Below are 22,445 nucleotides of genomic sequence, written 5' to 3'. Positions count from 1 at the left end.
CAGGGTGAACCGTCACCTTGCCTAGCCCCAAGACATTTTAGCTCAGATGGTGTTGAAGGTAGTCCACAGAGCAGATGGCATTTGCATTTCAAGCGTTTAATTAATTGACGAGCTCACGCGGATGTGCGTCAATCCCCAAAAAAAACTATGAGTTGAGTGGCAGGTTAGCAGCAGTGATCGTTTGAAAAAACGTGCGCTCTCTCAATAAATTGGTGTGTTTAGGTGTCTGCGATGGATATGACAGTTGTGGTTCTTGTAACGCTTTTGCTGGTGCTGACCATTGCAAAACTGTCGATTGCAGCGCCGTGCGTTCTTAATCGTTTCCGGCGGTTTGCAACCAAAACCTTGCTGATGGCGGGCGTTCTGGTAACTGGCGCCGCTCAGACCTTGATGGCTGCGGAGTTTCTGGTCGATTCCGTCCCCAACCCCTATACATTGGTCCTGTCAGACGGTAACGGCAACACCGTCACCGTCACGGGCGAACCGCAAAACACCGCCTGTTTCAGTGTAAACGGGGCAGGCCGTGTCACCTTGTTCGCAACGCAGAGCAACCCCATTTGTAACCGCTCGATTGAAATGACGATCACGACCAATGGCTTCCTTTTGGGATCGCTTGGGTTTGTCGACATCGACGATATGGACGGGATCTCGCCTCGGGATTCATTTGCAGCGAACGTGCCGGGTACTTGGACATCGCCTCAGTTGGGGGTGTATCCGCTGACAGGAACGCGCCCCCCATGGCTGGCAGCTTCACAAGACCAACGCGCGCGCTTGGTTGCAGCTGGCGGTGTCGGAAACTTCTTGGCCCGAGCCAGCGGCAACAACCCTGTCGATGACAGCGCCAATTTCGTTTTGGACACACCCACCACCACGTTCAAAATCCTAATGGATGACGTTGAAGGTGCACGAAACGCGCGGATGTTTTTCGAGATCGCGCCGCTGATTGCCGATATCGCTCCTGAGCTGACATTGCAAAAAACAGTGGACAACACGGGCGGTGGCTCTGCTGCAGTGGGTGACTTTACGCTGACCTATGACAATGGCGGAAGCGTTTCTGGTGGAGGTGTGTCAGGCTCTGCGGCCGTGACGGATGTTCCCCTGCCCCCGGGCACATTCACTTTGGATGAAACAGGGCCATCAGATTATGACCTGTCGCTCAGCTGCGTTGGCGCGGCGGATGGCAATCCGAATGACGGCTTGGACCTTGCCGATGCCGAGCGCGTGACCTGTACCTACGTCAACACGTTTGTGCCTGCACCCGAGCTGGAGGCGACGAAATCCGTTCTGGCCACCAACCTGTCCAACCCGCCCGCTGTGGGCGACACGATCAATTATCAGGTTGTTGTCGAGAATACCGGAAATAACCAGATTACGGGTGCCGCACCGGTCGATGCAGGCCCGACATTCGACGGCAACCCGCATGCAGGCACTGATTTGGTCTGGGCAACGTCGGACAGCACCACACTTGATCCGGGTGATACCGCCACCTTTACCGCGACTTATACGTTGGTTGCAGCGGATGTTGATGCCTTAACCGCATCGTCAGATCCAACAAACGCAATCGCCAACAGCGCGACCGCCACCGGCACCCCGGCTGGCGGTACTTTGCCACCTGTCACCCCTAGCCCAGCAACCACAGGCTATAGCCCCGCGCCTGCTTTGACACCGACGAAAACGGTTGCGGCCACAAACTTGTCGACGCCGCCCATTCCCGGCGACACGATTGATTATGAAGTCGAGATTGAGAACATCGGCAACACAGACATTTCGGGTGTAGCCCCGATTGATACCGGTCCGACATTTGACGGGAATCCGCATGCGGGGGCTGATCTGGTGTGGACGACTGCTGATCCAACCACGTTGTCCCCTGGTGAAAGCGCGACCTTTACCGCGACATACACCCTTGTTCTTGATGATGTGCTGGCTCTTGCAGCCGCCAGCAATACATCAAACGCAATCGAAAACAGCGCGTCGGCTACAGGCACGCCTGCCGCGGGCACTCTTGCCCCTGTGACACCAAGCACAGCGACCACAGGCTATGCTGCGACACCATCGATGGAGGTCGAGAAAACAGTCGCGGCCACTAACTTCTCGGACCCGCCCGCAGTCAACGACACCATTGAATACGAGCTGGTGATCCGCAACACCGGCAACACCGAGATTTCGGGGCTGACACCGGTTGATCCCGGTCCAACCTTTGATGGCAACCCGCATGCGGGGGCCGACCTGTTCTGGCAAACCACCGGTGACGGAACCATCGCCCCCGGCGAGGAAGAGACATTTACCGCGACCTATATTCTGGTCGCAGCAGATGTAGATGCTTTGACCGCTGCCAGTGATCCAACCAACGCCGTGGCCAACACGGCGACCGCGACAGGTACGCCATCTTCGGGTGTGCTGCCACCGCCCACACCGGACAGCGCCACCACAGGTTACACCCCTGCGCCAGAGCTGACCGTCGCAAAGTCAGTTGCGGCCACAAACCTATCCAACCCGCCAGTCGCGGGCGATACAATCGATTATGAAGTCATTTTGGAAAACACGGGCAATGTCGATCTTTCAAGCGTTGCCCCTGTGGATACTGGCCCAACATTTGACGGCAATTCCCATGCAGGTGCCGATCTGGTTTGGACCACGACAGACAGCACCACGCTTTCACCGGGCGCAACTGCAACATTCACTGCGACATATACATTGGTGCCAGCGGATGTTGCTGCGCTGACCTCGGCTGCGGATACATCCACCGCCATTGCCAACAGCGCAACCGGCACCGCAACACCGGCATCCGGTAGCCTGCCCGCCGTTACACCAAGCACAGCCACAACCGGATATACCGCCGCACCGAGCCTGAATACCGAGAAGACGGCAGACACGTCAGGCTTCAGCTCTCCGGTTGTTGAAGGAAATCAGGTCACATTTGTGATCCGCGTCGCCAATACGGGCAATACAATCCTTACAAATGTTTCGCTGAACGATACGTTCACGCGCCGCGACGGCACCCCTCTGACGCTCAGCGTTCCGGCGACGCCAAACTCGGGGGACGCTGGCACAATTGGCACGCTCGATATCGGCGAGACGTGGGAGTATCAGGCGACCTATACGCTGACCCAAGATGATATCAACGCAGGTGGGGTTGAGAACACGGTCACTGCCACGGCGGATGAGCCTAGCGGCGGAACGGTGTCTGATACTTCGGACGATGGGGATGATGGTGACGGCAACACCACTGACGATCCAACTCAGGTAAATATCGTAGCCGCACCCACCATTACGATGGCGAAGTCGCTCGCGGCAGGAAGCCCCAACCCGTTTGATGCGGTCGGACAAGTTCTGAACTATGAATTCCTTGTCACCAACACTGGCAACGTCACGATTACGGCTCCGGTTACAATCAATGACCCGTTGATCGCAGGGCAGGGCACTGGTCCTGTCACCTGTCCGGCCGGTCCGATTTTGCCGACCGCCAGCATCACCTGCACAGGCAGCTATGAAATTGGTCAAGGCGATCTGGACAATGGCGAGGTGGTGAATTCAGCCACCGCAAGTGTTACTCAACCCGTAGTTCCTCAGAACCCCGGCGATCCCACGCAAGTTACGGCGACAGACGGCCCGTCCGGCGTCACTGTGCCTGCTGACGAAGATCCTTCGCTGGCGTTCGAAAAGGCGCTGGCAACCGGTTCGGCCCTAACCTATGCGGCAGTCGGGGACGAGGTTTCATTCGAGTTCACCATCACCAATGACGGCAACATCACGCTGGATGGTCCGTTTTTGGTGGATGACGACCAAATCGGCAATGATCTGACCTGTGGCGCTGGTCCGCTTGCACCCGGTGATCAGGTAACATGTACCCACATCTGGACCGCTGAACAGGAAGATTTGGACAACGGCTCTGTCACCAACATCGCATCCGGTAAAACGGTTCAAGACGGAACGCCGGTCGTGTCCCCCACGGACACCGTCACCGTGAATGCCGCAACCAATCCCGAATTGACGCTGGAAAAGTCGCTGTTGATGGCTGTTCCGGATACGTTCGACGAAGGCACCGTGCTGACTTACGAGTTTCTTGTGACTAACACAGGAAACGTCACCATCGATGGGCCGATTACGATTGATGACGACAGGGCTGTCGGAATTGCCTGTCCACCGCTGGTTCCAAACGAACTTGCCCCCGGCGATGACACAACCTGCACCGGTGCATATACGTTGACTTCAAGCGATATCCCGTTCGGGTCTGTAACAAACATCGCGACTGCATCGGGCACCTATGACGGCAACACTGTCACCTCGGCCGAGGATGATGCCATCTATCCGGTATCCGCTACGCCTTCGTTGGAGTTGGTCAAAGACAGCGTTCCAACAGACGTGACCTATGCAGCGGTAGATGATGTGGTGACGTATTCCTATACCATCACCAACAACTCGTCCGTAGCGTTGTCTGAAGATATCTCGATCACGGATGATAAATTCACGAATGACATACTGTGCCACGATGCGTCGGAAGACGGAAATTTTGGCGTCGGCGCAACAACCACCTGTACCGCAGATTATCTGGTGACACAGGAAGATATCGACGCAGGTTTTGTGACCAACACGGCCCACGCGTCTACGATCTTTGCACCCGGCACTTTGTTCGAAACCACAGTACTGTCGAACGATGACGACAAAACCGTCAATGCCGTCGTTGATCCCTCGTTGGACTTTAGCAAAATTATCACCGATGGCCCGTCGCCCGCTTCTGAAGGCGATGTGATTGAGTTTACGCTGACAGCAACAAATGACGGCAACCAGACCATCAGCAATACCGAGGTTCTGGACCCAGATTTGCCAGATCTAACCTGTCTGCATGAAGGCAATCCTGTATCTGGGCCTGTTTCCCTTGCCCCAACGGAATCGATCGTTTGTATTGGCAATTATACGGTAACTCAGACCGATTTCGACGCACAAAGCCTTGTGAATGTGGGATCGGTCCAAGGTGTTGATCCAAGTGGCACGACTATTTCACTGACGGATGACGCTGTTGTCACGCTTGCTGCGCCCACACCAGGTCTTGAGATTGAAAAGACCATTACTCCAGCCGTTGCTCCTGGCACGCCGGTCTTTACGGCAGAAGGCGACACGGTCACATTCTCGGTTCTGGCGCGCAACACTGGCGATGTCACGCTTGAGAACGTGGTTATCACTGATGACCTTCCGGTCACACCAGCATCTTGCAATATCGGCACTTTGAACGTCGGGCAGGAACTGTCTTTGTGCACATTCACATATACGGTCACTCAGGATGATGTTGATGCGGTGAATGGTGCCGCTCCGACTTTTGGCGGGTTTACCAACATCGCGCGCGCCACGGCAACCGATGCCACCCCATCGGCGACACCTGTCAGCGATGATGATGACATCTTCGTCCGTGGCCCCGATCACGCTCCGGCATTCTCGCTTGATAAATCCGCAGATGTGACCGAGGTGACGTCGGTTGGACAAACCATCAACTACAGCTATCTGGTGACTAACACAGGCAACATCACGTTGACCGCTTTGCCGGATGTGACAGACAACAAAATCGCCAGCGTATCTTGCCCTCCAATTCCGGGCGGTGAGCTGGGATTGGGTGATACCCTCACCTGCACAGCGTCCTATGTAGTAACGCAAGACGACTTTGACAGCGGAAGCCTGACCAACATTGCCCGTGTTTCGTCGACCGAGGTGCCTTTGCCCGCGACGCAAGGCCCCGAAACCGACACCGTGACCTTGCCTGTTGTGCAAACTCCTTCGGTTCAGATCGTCAAAGATGCTTCGATCACTACCGGTGCCGCAGTCGATGATGTGATCGACTACACCTATACCGTGACCAATGACGGCAATGTCACCCTGACAAATGTTAGCGTGGACGACCAGCATACCAGTGCTGCGGGCACGGTTGCCTTGACCGTCGGGGACGAGGTCATTGATACCGATGCGGCCCCTGCAAATGACAGTAGCGATGCCGCCACAAATGGTGTCTGGGATACACTTGCACCTGGCGACAGCGTGACCTTCACGGCGTCCTATACCGTGACGCAAGACGATATCGACCAACAGGTGTCCTTGGACAACGTGGCGACCGTCACAGCCACTCCGCCGAATGGGCTGCCGGATATAACGGACAGTGACAATGTGTCGGTCAGCGTGGAACCTGCGGCGCCGGAACTGACTGTCCTTAAGACATTGGCCACCGGTGGCTTGTCCTCACCGCCGGTTGCGGGCGAGGTGCTGAACTTCACCATCACCGTCACCAATACTGGCAACCAGAACCTGAATACGGTCACGCTGAGCGATACATTCCAGCGGCTGGATGGATCCACCATCACACCCGCTGCCCCGCCGCAATATGTCAGTGGCGATGCAGGTGTCGGTGGCGTGATGGAAGTGGACGAGGAATGGACATATTCCTTCACCCATACGCTGACTCAAGACGACATTGACGCTGGCGGCGTCAGCAACCAGGCCACTGCACAAGCCCTGTCGCCCAGCAACGCGCCCGTTTCCGATGCTTCGGATGACGGCAACCCTGCAAACGGGGCAGACAATCCAACCGTTCTGGCCATCCCGTCTACTCCTGGCATTGAGGGCGAGAAAACGCTGATTGCAGGTGTCGGAGAAGTCGACAGCGAGCTGGTGTTTGAAATCACCGTGACCAACACCGGCAACGTGACTTTGACTGGCGCTGGGGTCCAGTCGGATACGCTGACCCGTTGGGACGGAACACCGCTGACCCCGTCAGCCGCGATCTTCACAGGTTCAACGCTTGGTTCGGGTGCTGGCACGTTGCTTCCCAACGAAGCTGCGACCTATGAAGTGCGCTATACGCTGGTCCAAGCTGATATTGATGCAGGCGGCGTGCGTAACAGCGCAATTGTCACCGGCACTCCGCCCAGCGGAGGCACCATCACAGATGTGACCGATGATGGCGATGATGGAGACGGCAACACCACCGACGATCCGACCGAAGTGCCGGTAACCGCCGCGCCCGCTTTGTTGATCGACAAGGAACTGGCCCCAACATCGCCGACATCATATGACACCGTGGATCAGGTCATTACGTTTGACTTTACCGTCACCAATGACGGGAACGTCACGTTGACGGATGCGATCGCTGTCAGCGATCCATTGATCGAAGCGCAGGGCGGAAGCGTCACCTGTGATCCGATGCCAGCGGGCGGGCTTGCCCCCGGAGCGACCTTGGCCTGTAGCGGCAGCTATTCCGTAACGCAGGACGACATTGACAACGGATCCTTCACCAACACTGCAACCGCATCCAGTGGGGCGACGACCTCACCTTCTGACAGCGTGACGGTGAACGCGGTGCAGAATGACGAATTGTCGCTGGTAAAAGTGGCTGATCCAATGCCCGCGCAGGATTTCTTCACCGGTGCAATTGCGAATTATACCTATACTTTGACCAACGAAGGAAACACGACACAGGTTGGGCCGTTTACCATCACCGATAACCTGATCTCGGCCGGAAATATCTCGTGCCCAACGCCTCCGGGCGATGAGCTGGCACCGGGGGAAGAGCTTGTCTGTACTGGCACATATACGGTGACGGCCACCAATGTGGATATTGGTTCTGTGACGAACCTAGCTGCTGGCAGCTCGTCCACCACGACGTCCCCGCAAACTTCGGAAACCATTCCGGATCAAGGCGTTGCGGCTTTGACGATTGACAAAGTGCTTGCCTCGGGCGCCGACTTCGACGAAGTGGGCGACATCATCAGCTATGAATTCATCGTGACCAACAGCGGCACGCGCACGTTGATTGATCCGATCACGGTGGAAGACAGCCTGCTGCCCTCGATCACGTGTTGGGCCTCGGATCCCCCCATCGACAATGACTTCCGTGCAGGCGAGCAGGCCATTTGTGGGGGCGATTATGTCGTCACCCAAGATGATCTGGACCGAGGGTTTGTTTTCAACGAAGCCTATGCCGAAACCGTCTATGGCGTTGATGATACTCCTGTTGTCAGCCCGCCTGATAACGTAACGACCGATGCCGACCGCACCCCGGCGATCGAGCTGACCAAATCGGTTGCAACCCTGCCGGTTACTGCGGTGGACCAAGTGTTGACCTATACGCTGATTGCCGAAAACACTGGCAACCAGACGCTGTTCAATGTGAATATCACCGATCCCTTGCTGCCCGGCTTCAGCTGTAGCATTGCCCAGCTTGATCGCGGCGATACGCTGGAGTGCGACGGGGATTACACCGTCACGCAAGATGACGTGGATGCAGGTATCCTGTCCAACCGTGCAGACGTTGCCAGCACCGATCCGCAGGGCGGATCTGTGACTGATTTCGCGACGCTTGACGTGCCAATGCCTGCCTCGGACCCCAGTATGGAGCTGACCAAAACAGCGACACCGTCGCCATTTGGCCCAGTGGGCACAACGCTGACCTATTCGTTCGAAGTCGAGAACACGGGCAACACAACCTTGTCGAATGTCGTGGTGAACGACCCGATGGGTGGTGGAGATGTGTGTACGATTCCATCCATCGCTCCGGGTGTAACCACGGGCGGGTGCAACTTTGACATCACTGTAACTCAAGACATGGTTGACGATGGCGAGATCACAAACAACGCCACGGCTTCGGCCACCGATCCGTTCTCGACTCCGGTTGGGGCAGCAGACAGCCTGACTACGCCCGGCCCGGCCCGAAACCCCGCGCTTGAAGTGACAAAGGTGGTTCTGGGTGGTCCGTCGGTGCCAGGCGGTGTTGTGGATTACAGCCTGTCTGTTGCCAATACCGGCAACGTGACATTGGTGAATGTGAATGTTGTCGATCAGATGCAAACCCTTCTGGGTGCTGCTGCAGAACTGGACGCGCCATTTGCGCTGGATCCGGCAAGCGACACCGATGGCGACGGCGAGCTGGATGTGGGCGAAACATGGATCTATTCGGCCTCGGTCACTTTACGCCAGATCGACCTGAACCACGCTGGTCTAAGCAACCAAGTCACCGTTACTGCTGATGGCCCTGCAGGCAGCGGGTCAGCCACAGATGTATCAGATGATGGTGATGACAGTGACGGTAACACAACCAATGATCCGACCATCTTTAATGTCGTCACAGACCCGCAGTTGACGGTAGTCAAAAGCATTCTGACCGCCGGGTCAGTGGCAGGTGACCAGGTTGTATTTGAAATCACGGCGACAAACACAGGCAACCAAGATCTGACCAACCTGTCTGTAACCGACAACTTGTCGCGGTTCGATGGTTCAACCGTTGCCGCAACGGCTGTACCGATGAATGTGCCTGTTCCGCTGTCTCCGACACAGGACGCGGTCTGGCGCGTGACCCACACGCTGACACAAGACGATGTAGACGCGGGCGGTCTGCGCAACAGTGCAATTGTGAATGGCCTGTCGCCAGATAACACCCCGATCAGCGATGTTTCAGCGGATGATGATCCGCTGGATGGCAACAACTCCAATGACCCAACCGAACTGGCAATCCCGCCAGCACCGGGGATGGTTGTGATCAAGCGTGAAGTGTCAGCCGGAACGCGCGCTGGCGAAAACGTCGTCTATGAAATCACCGTGCAGAACACCGGCAACGTGACCCTAAGCGGGATTGCTTTGACCGATCAGTTGACGGCACTTGACGGCAGCGATCCGCGAAGCCCATCGCCCAGTTTTGTCAGCAATGACGGAACTCCTCCGTCACCTGCGGGATCGCTTATCCCGCAAGAGATCGCCACCTATACCTTGACCCATGTGTTGACGCAGGATGATGTCAACAATGGCGGGGTGATCAACACGGTGACGGCCAATGCCTCGACGCCGCTTGGCGGGCCGGTGGCAGATGTATCCGATGATGATGGCGTTGGGGACAGCGACCCGACCTTGACCCCAATTGCGGCAGCGCCCGAGTTTGGCGTGACCAAAGCTGCTGGCGCGCCAGAGCGACTTTTCCACACAGTTGAACAGTCGACCTTCACCATTACCGTCACCAACACGGGCAACATCACGCAGTCGGGCATTCAGGTCACGGATGATCTGGCAGCCTTCCTATCGCCTGCAACATTGCATCCTGACTATCCGGTTCTGGTGAGCGCCACAGGCTTCACCAGCGGAGCCGCCAGCAGCACCTATGATGGGGTGGCAGACACCGCACTTTTGACCGGCGATCCCACCCTTGACCCCGGCGAGGTCGGAACCATCACGATCACCATCGTGTATTCGACCGCCGATGGCTTCCCCACTGCGCCAAACACCGCAAGTGCGACGTCAACTCAGTTGACGACGCCCACCGACGCCGATGGCGCGCTTACACCAAGCGATGTTGATGGCGACGGCATCCCTGATTACGAAGATTTTGACCCGACCGGATACTTCTATTGCGAGGAAAACGGCAGTGTCTTGTCTGGCGGGCTGATCAGTGTCTCAGGGGGGGGCTTCACCCAAACCGGAAACGGCAACAGCGGGCCTATCTTCATCAATAGCGATGGCTCGACTGGATTCTATCAGTTCCACGTCACGGCACCTGGCACCTATACGCTGAGCGTGACTTACCCATCATCGGGCAAGCCTTCGACAGCGCGCACCCCGGCGGGCACATTGGATGCAACCAGCCTTCTGCCGGACAACCCTGCTTTGATCGGATCTTCGGTCAATGCGGACGGCTCGGCGCTGGTTGATCCCTCGGCTTCGGCGAACACATTCTATTTCGTCTTCGACATCGAAGCGGGCGATCCGATCTTGCTGAACAACAACATTCCGCTGAAGAATTGTGGATCCACCTTGCCGATCATTGCGACCAAAACCGTCGACCGTGAAACGGCTGTGTTCGGCGAGACTGTGAACTATGCGCTGACCTTCGAAAACGTCTCGGGTGTCACCTATAGCAATGCGCGGTTGATCGACGAATTGCCGCCGGGCGTTCTGTATACACCTGGTACGGCCCGCTTGAACGGCGCCGCGATCGAACCGCGCGTTGCAGGACGCAGGCTGATCTGGAGAGAAACTCTTGCCCCGACGGATCTGGTGGAAATCACTTTCGCTGCCCGCATCGCATCTCGCGGTAATTTTGGGACCCTGACAAACCGCACATGGGTGCAGGATGCCTCAGGTAACGTGGTGTCGAATATCGCCACTGCTGATATCGAAATCCGGCCGGAACATGTCTTTGATTGCTCGGATGTGATTGGCAAAGTGTTTAACGACAAGAACCGCAACGGATATCAGGACGGGCCGGGTAATTTGGCCGAACGGATCTTCGATGATCAGCGATATGCGGGATCGAAGGGCAAACTGGCTCCTAACCCTAAACGGCCAAATACCCAAGAGCCTGGCCTGCCTGATGTGCGTTTGGTGTCCCCGAATGGCACGATCATCACCACGGATGAGTTTGGCCGCTTCTCGGTGCCTTGTGCAGCATTGCCGCGCACGATCGGGTCCAATTTCCAACTGAAGCTGGATGACCGGACCTTGCCGACTGGGTTCCGCGTCACAACCGAAAATCCGCGCGTTATCCGCCTGACCCCGGGCAAGATTGCTAAACTGAACTTTGGTGCAGCGATAGGCAGCGTTGTGGACATTGACCTAAGCGCCAGCGCATTTGCAGCTGGCTCCGCAATGCCGAAGGCGGAACTTGAGCGGGCGCTTAAAGCTTTGGTGAACCAAATCAAAGCCAAAGAAACCGTGATCGATGTGACCTATGTGCTTGGACGTGGCGAAGCGCCATCGACGGCACGCGCGCGCCTTCGTTCTGTTCGCGATCTGCTGAAGCGTCACTGGCACGGAAATTATCGACTTGAGGTCGACACAAATGTGGTGCGCCAACAATGAGCGTCCAGAGGAACAAGATGATGAACCGGTTGAACAAGCTTACTTTGGTGTGCAGCGCATCGGTGCTGGCCCTGTCAGGTGCAGCCCATGCGCAAGATGGGTTCAGCATCTCGATTGATGACGAGCAATTCGCAGGTGATCCGGCCATCACAACCGAGGTCCGCAAAGTCGACCAAGCGCTGGCTGATGCCGACATTCAGGTTAAATTTGACGGGTTAGGGGTGCAGCCGCGTCTGACGATGTTGGTGTTGAATGACGCCCAACCGAAACCCGGCGAAACCGTGCGGGTGCGCAGCGAGTTGAATTATCCGGCATTTGTATCAAGCGCGCAGGTTCGTGTTGTAGACCGCGGTGCTTTGGGGGGTGCGCGAACAGTTTTGGTGGTGCCGATTGCTGCCAATGGCGATGCCGCGTTCACCATGCCCGAAGGGGATAGTCTGGCGATCGTACACCGGGTTTATGACAAGTTCGGCCGATACGATGAAACCAGCCCGATCGAGATTTCGCCGCTGTCTGCGTTTGACGCCGAAACTGAAGAAACCGAGGCCGGTGCGGACCGGACCTCGCGCCGGCGCATTCCGGTGCGAGGTGGTGCGGTAACCGTCAGTGGCTCAAGCGCGCTTCCGGGCGCGACCGTCAACACGATGGGTGAAAAGATCAAAGCCGATCCCGAAGGCCGGTTCGTCGTGCAACGTATTTTGCCACCGGGGGATCACCCGGTCGGCGTGCGCGTTGCCGGGGCTGCACCGGGATATATCGAGCGCCAGATCTCGATCCCGCGCACCGAATGGTTCGGTACTGGGGCGGTCGACCTGACCTTCGGACGCAAATTTGAAGGTGGCGTAGAGGCCGCCGGTGGCCCGTTCGAACGCGACTATGGATATGGGCGCATCGCGGGCTTTGTTACTGGCAATACCGCAAATGGCTGGGACATCACGGCCCGCATCGACACGGGCGAAGACGAGTTCAAGAACCTGTTCAAAGATCTTGACGAAAAAGACCCTCAGGCGCGGCTACGGCGGATGGTTTTGGAAGATGCCTATCCCACGTTCGGCGATGACAGCACGTTGATTGACGGCGCCCCATCGGATGGCAAAATCTATCTAAAGTTTGCCAAAGACGGCAGCCACATCTTGTGGGGCAACTATAAAAGCCAAATCGAAAACAGCACCTACTTGCGCAATGAACGCACCCTATACGGGGCGCAAGCATTGTTCCGGTCGCAAGCGCAAACCTCGCACGGTGAATCTGTTCTGTCGGCCGAGGCTTATGCAGCCAGCCCAGACCGATTGCCAGGTCGCGAGTATTTCGAGGGAACCGGTGGGTCCGTCTATTTCCTGACGCGTGATGATCTGATGCTGGGCTCCGAGACCATTTCGGTTGAACTTCGCGACAAACGCACGGGGCGACTTGTTTCAACCACGGCACTGGCACATGGCGTCGATTACGAGATTGACTATAGCCAAGGTGTCATCACGCTAACTTCTCCGCTCAGCGGGTTTGTGGGATCGGGCAACCTGGTCTCGGGCCCAAGCAGCGAACAAGTCCTTCGACTGGCTGTCCAATACGAATACACGCCGAACGCCACCGATCTAGACGGGTTGTCCTATGGTGGTCGCGTTGAAACATGGGTTAGCGACAGTCTGCGGATCGGTGCAACTGGAATGGTCGAACAAACCGATATTGCCGATCAAACGGCGATCGGGGCGGATGTGCGGCTGCAGGTTGCTGAAGAAAGCTATGTTGAACTGGAATACGCCGAAACCGAGGGGCCGGGTTTCGACAGTTCCATCAGCTCAGATGGCGGGCTGATCGTCACGACAAACGACACGGCAGGGGTCACCGATGGCACTGGTGAAGCATGGCGCGCCCGCGGACAGGCCGAGTTTTCGGATATTGGCATTGCTGTGCCGGGACGGGTCACGGGGTATTATGAAAAGCGATCGGCAGGGTTTTCGACGTTGGACTATCAAGTCGCCAATGACGAAGAGCTTTGGGGCCTGACGCTTGAAGTGGAGCCAACCGAGCGGTTGGGCTTCCGGTTTTATGCGGATGATTTCGAAGACAGTACCGGCCGTGAATTGACCGAAATCGGAGCCGAACTTACCTTCAAAGCAACCGACAGAGTCACGCTTGAATTTGGGGTCGAGCATTTGGACCGCTCTACGCCGGGTGGCGATGCAGATGAAACTGGATCACGTACGGATGCCGCGATCCGTTTGAGCTATCAACACAGTGAAGACCTTGGGCTTTATGTCTTTGGACAACAAACGTTAGAGCGCACAGGCGGATTGCGCCGCAATGATCGCTATGGCGTTGGCGCAGAATATCGCTTTGCCGACCATTGGACGGTTGCCGGCGAAGTATCAGACGGTACGTTGGGGGTCGGCGCAGAGCTAATGTTCAACTATTCCTCGGACGGGTATAACAGCGCCTATTTTGGCTATCGCTTGGAACCCGGGCGCGAGCTGTCCGGCGTTGACCTTGCCGGAACGGACAATGGACGTTTCGTATTGGGGGGAAAACGCCAGGTCAGCGATACCGTGAATATCTATGGCGAAAACACCTATGATATTTTTGGCCGGCACCGGTCATTGGTCAGCGCTTATGGGGCTGAATATACACATGGTGAGTTCCTGACCTTCTCGGCCGGGTTCGAAATGGGCCGCATTGATGACAACGTGAACGGTGACTATGAGCGCAATGCGCTTTCGTTGGGTGTTCGGTACGATGACGGAAACGCTTTGACCGCCGCAGCAACGGTCGAGTATCGCCGAGATCGCGGTATCACCTCGGGTACGATCCGGGATGCGGACGCTTGGCGAATTGCTGCCTCCGGACAATACAAATTTGATGACAGCCGCCGCGTGGTCTTTTCAGCTGAGCACAGCAACGTAGACAGCGTCGACCCCGCTTTGGATAACGGTGTTTACACCGATGCTGTGTTGGGATTTGCCTATCGTCCAGTCCTGCACGACCGATTGAACCTGTTGTTCCAGTATCGCTATTTCCATGACTCGCTTGGTCAGGTGGTCGACAATACCGGAGAGCGCGGAACACGTCAGGAAAGCCATATCCTGTCTTTTGATGCCGAGTATGACCTGAACCAATTCTGGACTGTTGGCGGGAAACTGGGGCTGCGGAAATCCATGTCATCGCCCAGCGAAGACGTGGCATTCCAACAGAATGATGCTGGGCTGGCCGTGCTGAACGCCAGATACCATGCGGTCCATAACTGGGATATGTTGTTCGAAGCCCGCCACCTCGAAGCAAAACAAGCCGGATTGTCGGAATCCAGCTTCCTTGGCGCGGTCTATCGGCATGTGGGTGAGAACGCGAAGATTGGTGTCGGATATAACTTTGGCAGCTTCAGCGATGACCTGACCGATATGACATTCGACGACAAAGGTGCGTTCATTAATCTCATCGCCAAGTTCTAGAAGGCTGCCTCAGCTTTTCTGTGCGACCGATTTCGGGGTTTGTTTCTGGTGCTGTCGGCAGTGGTGTTGGATCGTCTGATTCTTGATTTTTTCATTCACTGAGAACGGCTTAGTCTTGGCCGAAGCGGATGTCGGCAGGAGTGATGTTGTTTAGGCTCTTGTGGACGCTCCGGCTGCTGTAGCTTTTCAGAAGTATGCGGCTCTTCATGCTCATGGATCTGAATGCAGCGTATTAACCTTTGAAAATGTGGTTTGATGCACTGTGTCACTAGGTGGGCAGCGTTTTCCTGCTTCGACTGGCCATAGAAATTGCTCTCGGCGGTACCTTCCCGACGGCACAGAGCCGGGATCCCGTTTCCTCCGCGAAACCTTGCCAAAAAACGCGGATACTCTTGGCCGAGCAGGTCTGTCTGATTTCGCGGCGGATGTTCTTTACCAATCTATCCGCAGACGCTTTGCAGCTTCCGGATTTTTTGTTCACATTCCACGAACAATGTGCCAGCTCCGCATGAAACAGAAAACTTGAATGGTTGAGGAAGTTCTGGCGACCCCGGCAGGATTCGAACCTGCAACCTGCCCCTTAGGAGGGAACCGTTCATAGCGTTATTCCTTCTGTGATTTCTTGCTCTTGGGAGTTTGTACAGTGTCCGCCTGTACGTGGTTTGTACGAAAACGGGCCCTGACATCGGCCTCATCCGTCTCCGCATGGGCGTAGATGCGCATGGGCAAATTGGGGTCAGACCAGCGGCCAGCCTTGGCGGCGGTGACAGGATCGACGCCTTGGCGCACGACCAATTCAGTGAAGAACCCGTGCCGCCCTGCCGGGTGCGCTGAGAGGTAGTGGATGCCTGCACTCTTGCAGATCGTCTTCCAGCGCGTGTTGTAGCCGGTAGAGCTGCCGTAGCCGAACACGCGGGGCTTCATGAACTTGCCGGTCTTGCGGTTCTTTGGCCGCTTGGGCGGTAAGGCCAGCAACTCGTCCATCATCTGAGGCGAAACCGTGATCCAGCTTTCCGGGTGGCCCTTTTGCGCCTTCACCCTGACCTTGTTCTCGGCTGGGCGCAGATCGTCAGGCTCAATCGAGACAGCCTGATCGATCCGCGCCGCCGTCTCGAACATAAACCGGACCAAAGCAGCGTTGTATGGATCAGCCGCACGGCAGAAGGCCTCGATCCACTCCTTATCGGCAGGTTTGCGTTCAACACGGCTGAGCTTCCCTCGGCGTTTATCCTGAGCAATCCGTTCGAACTTGTCATAAGGCTTCACCCGGATCAGCGGCGTTCCTTCCAGCTCGTGCGCGTTGTTGATGACCGCACTCGCTGGCGTCACAATCTCCCGCCACCAAGTATCGGTCGAAGCCTTAGGTTTCAGCTTTGGACCAAGACCCTTCAGAAGCGCACCTGAGATCGCGCCCAAGGGCATGTCACCGATCTCCTCGACAATCGGGATTAACTGCTTCGCGGTGTTGGGAGAGGCATTGTAGAGCATGATGGCGTCCGAGAACGTCTTGCTCGGCTCATCGCCAACGACATGGCGGCGTATCTGAAGCTCGGTCTCGCGATTTATCCAGTCCCGTGCGCCCTCTTCTGTAGATGCCTTAGTGCTTCGCCGGTATGGGCCGGCGATTGGCCTGCCGTTGTATTCGATCCACCCCTTGGCCCAATAGACACGGCCCCTCTTGTAAATTTGGAGCGGCATGACTGGCCTCCTTCAAAAATCGTATCAATCTGCGCGGGCGTGATGAGCATGGTCCGCCCAAGGCGATAAAAAGCGCCCGTCTCATTGGCCCGTTCGCGCAAAGTGCGTTCAGAAATATCGATCCCCATCCCGGCCATGACTTCGACCCATTGAGCGGGCGTTTTCCCAAGCCCCAGGATCTGAGAGCTTTCTGAATAGTTGGTCTCGGCCATTTCAGTCGTCCTTGTCCGCTTAATTTGAATCGGCGATGCGCATGGAATCGCTTGTTCTGCACCTTCTGACGTGGTCAGATGGATCAAACCGTAAATATGCGTCATTTTGTGCTATGTTTATACAAAATTGCGCACTCGTCAATTGGGAAACTTGCATGGTGCGAGATGATGCTGAATTGTTTGCAGAGATTGGCGCTCGCCTCGCGATCTGTCGCAATGAGATAGGCGTCTCGCAGGCCGCTATGGCTGAAGCTATTGGCGTGTCACATCGTGCCTATCACAGCTACGAAAAGGGCAAACGCGGCGTCCCGGTCGAGGCCCTCGTCAAGATGCAAAGCCGCTACGATGTTGACGTCGCTTGGCTACTGCTCGGCACCAAATCCATTCGGGCTGGGCATGATTTCGAGGCCCTCAAACACATCGAAAGCTCGCTGGATAAGCACCTCACCGACGAGGGCATAAAAGTCAAAAGCGAGAAGCGCGGGGCCATCGTAGCGCGCTGGTATCAATCGCAAGTCGAAGGCCGTGAAGTGACGGATGATGACGTGCACACATGGATCGAGTTGGTAAGGGAGTAATCTGGTGAACAAGGTAAGCAAACGCTGGAACATGTTGCGACACTCAGTCTTGGAGCGCACCCGCCGTGAGGTGATCGAACCCTTTGGCCCGCTTTACCTGATCTTCCTGGGAACCAGTGTCTTTTACCTGATTGGCTTAGGTCAATTGTCATTGGCACAACAGTCCGCCGAATACTCGGTTTTGGCGGCCATCATGATTTTTGCCATCGCTGCGGCTGGCTTTGCACTTCCATTTTTGACAGGTGCGGTATTGACCCTCCGCGCAGCCGATCGAAAACTGGAACGCCTTCAACGCGGGTGATCCGATGGCCTTCGGTATCTTCATCCATCGCAGCGACTCGATCTACGACGACATTCCCTCGGAGCGGTATCAATTTCCCAAGCAATACCTCTCGCGTGCCCAACAGTGCGAAGGGGATTGGATCGTCTACCTGGAGCCAAGCAAGGTCAAAGAGACCAAAGGGTACTTTGCTGTCGCCAAAGTCCAGGAGATCATTCCGGATCCTAGGAAGCAGGACATGTTCTTGGCGGTGATTGAGCCGGGAACGTATCTTGATTTCGGCGACCCTGTTTCATTCCGAGACGAGAATTCAATCATCGAAAGAGGATTGCTGAACGATCAAGGCAAGATCTCCGGACGCGCGCAAGCGGCGGTAAGAACCCTTTCAGCTGAAGACTTTGCCCGAATAGTCGAACGTGGTCTTGGGCGAGATGAGGACATCCTGCCTCGCGTAGGCGACACGATGCAGTTGCCAGGGTTTCATGACGCGCAGACACTTTTCCAACACATGCCCGCTCGAGAACGCGTCAACCAGCTGACCAATCGCGCGGTTCGCGACCGCAATTTCAGAAAGAATGTCCTGCGCGCCTATGGCGAACGCTGCGCCATCACTGGCTTGCGTCTGATCAATGGTGGTGGTCGCGCTGAGGTGGAAGCCGCTCATATCAGACCGGTAGAGCATGACGGCCCCGACATCGTTAGCAACGGGCTCGCCCTGTCCGGAACTGCGCATTGGATGTTTGATCGCGGCCTCGTTGGGTTGGCTGACGACCTGACAATTCTGGTTTCCCGTCAGAGCAACGACATCGAAGCCGTGACGTCGATGATTAACTCGTCCGGCAAGATCCTGGTGCCGGACCGCCTCGCCAACCAGCCAAGGACTGAGTTTGTAACCTGGCACAGAGAGAACTGTTTCAAGCATTAACGATACTCAGTGCGGACCTTGGTGCAAAACGCAGCTAACGGCCGGAATGAGCCCTACCTTTCATAATTGCTGCAAAGCGGCTAATGTCAGCTCTTGTGCTTTACATGAAAGGGGGACGAGGAATGCATCAAAGCGATGGTGTTCTTGCCGGCCAATTTGATCGCATGGTCATCATCGGTAATACGGCGTCCGGCAAGAGCTGGCTTTCAAAGAAATTGGGCGCAAAGCTATCATTGAAGGTCGTCGATCTCGATCAGATACGATGGATTGAAGGTGACTATAGCCGCAAAGAGACCAGGTCTGCCGCGATTGAGAAAACTGTCAGAGAAGCCAAAAACGATCAGTGGATTATCGAAGGTGTTTATGGTTGGCTGGTCATCCCGATAATGGAACGTGCCACATGCTTGATTTGGATAGATATTCCTTGGTCCGAAAGCAGAAATAACCTGTTAGCGAGAGAAACGGCACTTGGACCGTCTAGTAATTTCACTGAACTCGAAGCTTGGTCCTCAAACTACTGGGACCGCGCCTCTTCGTCCTCCTTCAATGCACATCTCCAACTATACAATGAGTTCCTCGGGCCAAAATACCGTCTGGTCAACATGAGAGAAACCTCTGGCTTCATAGCAAGAATAAAGCATGTCTAATTAAGGTTAGCCTTCAGGTTTTGTTTTCTGTCAAACATTTGCGCCAACAAAACTCGGGATTCTGTAGCCTTTCGTTAATCCAGACGCTTGTGCTTTAGTGCCGAACGGCATCTTCGTCCGCGTTGCAGTCATTCGAAACTGTCAAGTCCAGTGTCCGCAGTGCGGACTTTGCCGACGTTTGGCTATACGATGTGATAGTCTGCTTTACCTTTTCAGTGATCGCGCTCGCAAAGGCCATGATCCGACAAAGAAGCCAGGACATAGCAGTCTTCGGTCACTCCGCCGCCATCGCAGCCGTTGGAAATCCGCACCAGTTCTTTCTCAAGCGCGCGGAGGCGTTTGATCTTTGCGCGCACGTCCGAGAGCTGAGCCGTCGCAATATCATTGGCCTCTGCACACGACCGGTCCGGGTGGCCCTGTAGCTCGATCAAGGCAGCAATAGCTTCAATCGAGAAGCCGAGGTCGCGGGCGTGCTTGATGAAGCTCAGGCGCTCCAGCCCCGCCGCATCATACCGACGCTGATTGCCTTCAGTCCGTTCCGGTGCGTCGAGAAGCCCAGACTCTTCGTAGTAGCGGATTGTTGGAACCTTGACGTTCGTGCGCCGCGATAGCTCGCCAATGGAAAACATGAAAATACCTCTTGAACCTCTAGTCACTAGAGATCGTATATCAGTTGGGACGCTGAAACCAGAGTGAACCATGTCCCAGAAATACCTCGCCGAAACCCCCATACTCGATTTTCGATCCGATGCGATCCAGGCATTGATCGCCGAGCGCGGGTGGTCTTCTCTTGACCCCACCGCACGCGTCGGCACGGCCTATGATTTCGTGCGGAACGAAATCCTGTTCGGATACAACAGCGACGATGCGCTGCCTGCCTCCCGAGTGCTGGCGGACGGCTATGGGCAGTGCAACACCAAGGGCACGCTTCTGATGGCACTGCTCAGGGCGTTGAATATCCCTTGCCGGTTTCATGGTTTCACCATCGACAAGGGCTTGCAGCGTGGCGTTGTGCCAGAGTTGGTTTTCCCGCTGGCCCCCCGAAGCATCATCCATTCCTGGGTGGAAGTTCTGATCGACGGCAAGTGGATCAATCTCGAAGGGTTTATCCTCGATCAAGGCGTTCTGGGAGCGCTTCAGGAGACCTTTCCGGATCGCACGTCGCTCTGTGCCTATGGCGCGGGGACAGATTGCCTTCAGGCCCCGCCCGTCGAGTGGTCTGGCCAAAGCACATACATCCAGAAGACCGGGATCAACCACGACTTCGATGTCTTTGACAGTCCGGATGATTTCTACAAGGACCACCACCAGCTGTCCGGTTTTCGCGGGTTGCTCTATCGTCTTGTCATACGGCACTGGATGAACCGGCGCGTGGCGCGGATCAGGCAAGGCTATGTGCCAATCATCCCCGGCGGCGCAGAGAACCTTCTTCCTAAACAGGCACCAATCATTCTAAAGGAGGCCGTGTGATGTCAGGGTGTTGTGGACATGGCGCTAAGTTCGATGGCGTATCGGACGACTACAAACGGCGGCTGTGGATCGTCATCGCGCTGAACGCGACGATGTTTGCCGTCGAGATGACAGCAGGCCAGGTCGCACAGTCGCAAGCTCTGAAGGCTGACGCCCTCGACTTCTTGGGCGATGCTCTGACCTATGGCATCTCACTTGCTGTCATCGGTGCTTCGATCCGCGCGCGGACGAATGCAGCGCTCGCCAAGGGCATCAGTCTTCTTCTGATGGGCCTGTGGGTCTTCGGCTCGACAGTCTACCGGGTTTTCTATGTCGGCGTACCGGAAGCGGAAATCATGGGCGTTGTCGGCGCTCTGGCTCTGGCGACAAACCTTGCAAGCGTCCTGCTGCTGGTCAGCTACAAGGACGGGGATGCCAATGTGCGCTCTGTCTGGCTCTGCTCGCGAAACGACGCCATCGGCAACGTCGCCGTGATGTTAGCAGCTTTGGGCGTATGGGGCACGGCCACCGGCTGGCCCGACCTGATCGTCGCTGCGATCATGGCCAGCTTGTTTCTGTCCTCAGCGTTCCAGATCGTGCGCCAGGCGCTCGCTGAACGCCGTGAGTTCAATTCACACAATCATGCCGAAGTCTGATGGAGGCCTTTCTTGCTCTTCTTGGCTTGGGGATTGCCGCAGGAACCTTGGCCGCGCTCGTTTGGTCGTTTGCGCGTCCATCGCGGCGGCTCTGGCCCCCGGAAGAATACACGATCAGAACGCCTTTCCTTGTCTGGGTTCCAACATTCACTTTGTTCGGCGTGCTTGTTCTGCTTGGCATTCTTGGATGGGCGACCCTGCCATTTCCAGACTGGATGCGGTTCTGGATCGGGGTGCCTTTAATCCTCACCGGAAACGCAGCCGTCTGGTTTGAAGTTGTACGCTTTGGCATCGCCCAAACCGGCGGTGCCGTTGGGCATCTGCGAACCGACGGTCTTTATCGCTACTCCCGCAATCCCCAGTATGTCGCAGATATCTTCATGGTCATCGGATGGATGCTGCTGACGGCGGCACCGCTGGTCTTTCCGGTCGGAAGTGCCGCGGTCCTCGTGCTGTTGGCTGCACCATTCGCGGAAGAGCCATGGCTGCGCGCGCGCTACGGCGCGGACTTCGAGGAATACGCCTCCCGCGTTCGGCGTTTTCTCTGAAGCGGTCATTCGCCACAACGCAGAAACTTGGGAGGTATGGGCTCTTTCAAGCTCTTCGCTGCATTCTACATGAACTTCCGGTTTATCCGCATGCCCACCCAGCAAAGAAATCGCAGACGTGTGGTGAATTGCTGCAGAACGAATCTAAGATTCCCGCTGCAGACCCTCGAACCACGCCAACATTTGCAG

General features: G+C 56.2%; 11 protein-coding genes. 9 read left to right on the top strand and 2 right to left on the bottom strand.

The annotated features are described in order from the left end of the window. Positions 1-231 precede the first annotated feature (231 nt). Positions 232-11,823: a DUF7507 domain-containing protein gene (locus ACXAH3_RS07650; RefSeq protein WP_474861478.1), complete on the top strand. Its 11,592-nt coding sequence runs from the start codon at positions 232-234 to the stop codon at positions 11,821-11,823. A 20-nt stretch (positions 11,824-11,843) separates the two neighbouring features. Continuing rightward, positions 11,844-15,263 (top strand): TonB-dependent receptor, encoded by a 3,420-nt coding sequence (locus tag ACXAH3_RS07645; protein ID WP_474861477.1) that lies wholly within the window; start codon positions 11,844-11,846, stop codon positions 15,261-15,263. Between the two features lie 603 nt (positions 15,264-15,866). Here the strand turns inward: ACXAH3_RS07645 and ACXAH3_RS07640 are convergent. Continuing rightward, positions 15,867-16,961 (bottom strand): tyrosine-type recombinase/integrase, encoded by a 1,095-nt coding sequence (locus ACXAH3_RS07640; RefSeq protein ID WP_474861476.1) that lies wholly within the window; start codon positions 16,959-16,961, stop codon positions 15,867-15,869. 367 nt (positions 16,962-17,328) lie between these two features. On the opposite strand from ACXAH3_RS07640, the gene ACXAH3_RS07635 reads away from it, so the two are divergent. From ACXAH3_RS07635 to ACXAH3_RS07620, 4 genes are all read left to right on the top strand, one after another. Further along, positions 17,329-17,751: a helix-turn-helix domain-containing protein gene (locus ACXAH3_RS07635; RefSeq protein ID WP_058249360.1), complete on the top strand. Its 423-nt coding sequence runs from the start codon at positions 17,329-17,331 to the stop codon at positions 17,749-17,751. A gap of 4 nt (positions 17,752-17,755) precedes the next feature. Beyond that, positions 17,756-18,052: a hypothetical protein gene (locus ACXAH3_RS07630; RefSeq protein ID WP_170574534.1), complete on the top strand. Its 297-nt coding sequence runs from the start codon at positions 17,756-17,758 to the stop codon at positions 18,050-18,052. 4 nt (positions 18,053-18,056) lie between these two features. After that, positions 18,057-18,956, top strand: coding sequence for an HNH endonuclease (locus ACXAH3_RS07625; RefSeq protein WP_170574531.1), 900 nt, complete (start codon positions 18,057-18,059; stop codon positions 18,954-18,956). Between the two features lie 122 nt (positions 18,957-19,078). Further along, complete coding sequence (locus ACXAH3_RS07620; RefSeq protein ID WP_474861475.1) at positions 19,079-19,603, top strand: P-loop NTPase family protein; 525 nt, start codon at positions 19,079-19,081, stop codon at positions 19,601-19,603. Positions 19,604-19,815: 212 nt separating this feature from the next. Here the strand turns inward: ACXAH3_RS07620 and ACXAH3_RS07615 are convergent, their stop codons facing one another. Then, on the bottom strand, positions 19,816-20,232 hold the full coding sequence (locus ACXAH3_RS07615; RefSeq protein WP_170574518.1) for a MerR family transcriptional regulator: 417 nt from the start codon (positions 20,230-20,232) through the stop codon (positions 19,816-19,818). A 70-nt stretch (positions 20,233-20,302) separates the two neighbouring features. Between ACXAH3_RS07615 and ACXAH3_RS07610 the strand changes: the two genes are divergently transcribed. Genes ACXAH3_RS07610 through ACXAH3_RS07600 form a run of 3 tightly spaced genes read left to right on the top strand, consistent with a single transcriptional unit; the run spans position 20,303 to position 22,256 of the window. After that, positions 20,303-21,073, top strand: a complete 771-nt coding sequence (locus tag ACXAH3_RS07610; RefSeq protein ID WP_170574515.1) for a transglutaminase-like domain-containing protein — start codon at positions 20,303-20,305, stop codon at positions 21,071-21,073. Then, the gene (locus tag ACXAH3_RS07605; protein WP_474861474.1) at positions 21,073-21,708 is read left to right on the top strand and encodes a cation efflux transmembrane domain-containing protein; all 636 of its coding nucleotides are present in this window, start codon (positions 21,073-21,075) and stop codon (positions 21,706-21,708) included. Before ACXAH3_RS07610 ends, ACXAH3_RS07605 begins: the two co-directional genes overlap by 1 nt. Further along, positions 21,708-22,256 (top strand): methyltransferase family protein, encoded by a 549-nt coding sequence (locus ACXAH3_RS07600; protein ID WP_170574509.1) that lies wholly within the window; start codon positions 21,708-21,710, stop codon positions 22,254-22,256. Before ACXAH3_RS07605 ends, ACXAH3_RS07600 begins: the two co-directional genes overlap by 1 nt. The last annotated feature ends 189 nt before the right edge of the window (positions 22,257-22,445 follow it).

Source organism: Aliiroseovarius sp. ABM4_368 (genome assembly GCF_056161205.1).
This window is presented reverse-complemented; position numbering and strand designations above follow the sequence as displayed.

What these genes read in the sequence shown, in the direction of transcription:
- ACXAH3_RS07650 (WP_474861478.1), top strand. Translation starts at nt 232, where the DNA reads ATGGATATGACAGTTGTGGTTCTTGTAACGCTTTTGCTGGTGCTGACC.
- ACXAH3_RS07645 (WP_474861477.1), top strand. Translation starts at nt 11,844, where the DNA reads ATGAACCGGTTGAACAAGCTTACTTTGGTGTGCAGCGCATCGGTGCTG.
- ACXAH3_RS07640 (WP_474861476.1), bottom strand. Translation starts at nt 16,961, where the DNA reads ATGCCGCTCCAAATTTACAAGAGGGGCCGTGTCTATTGGGCCAAGGGG.
- ACXAH3_RS07635 (WP_058249360.1), top strand. Translation starts at nt 17,329, where the DNA reads ATGGTGCGAGATGATGCTGAATTGTTTGCAGAGATTGGCGCTCGCCTC.
- ACXAH3_RS07625 (WP_170574531.1), top strand. Translation starts at nt 18,057, where the DNA reads ATGGCCTTCGGTATCTTCATCCATCGCAGCGACTCGATCTACGACGAC.
- ACXAH3_RS07620 (WP_474861475.1), top strand. Translation starts at nt 19,079, where the DNA reads ATGCATCAAAGCGATGGTGTTCTTGCCGGCCAATTTGATCGCATGGTC.
- ACXAH3_RS07615 (WP_170574518.1), bottom strand. Translation starts at nt 20,232, where the DNA reads ATGTTTTCCATTGGCGAGCTATCGCGGCGCACGAACGTCAAGGTTCCA.
- ACXAH3_RS07610 (WP_170574515.1), top strand. Translation starts at nt 20,303, where the DNA reads ATGTCCCAGAAATACCTCGCCGAAACCCCCATACTCGATTTTCGATCC.
- ACXAH3_RS07605 (WP_474861474.1), top strand. Translation starts at nt 21,073, where the DNA reads ATGTCAGGGTGTTGTGGACATGGCGCTAAGTTCGATGGCGTATCGGAC.
- ACXAH3_RS07600 (WP_170574509.1), top strand. Translation starts at nt 21,708, where the DNA reads ATGGAGGCCTTTCTTGCTCTTCTTGGCTTGGGGATTGCCGCAGGAACC.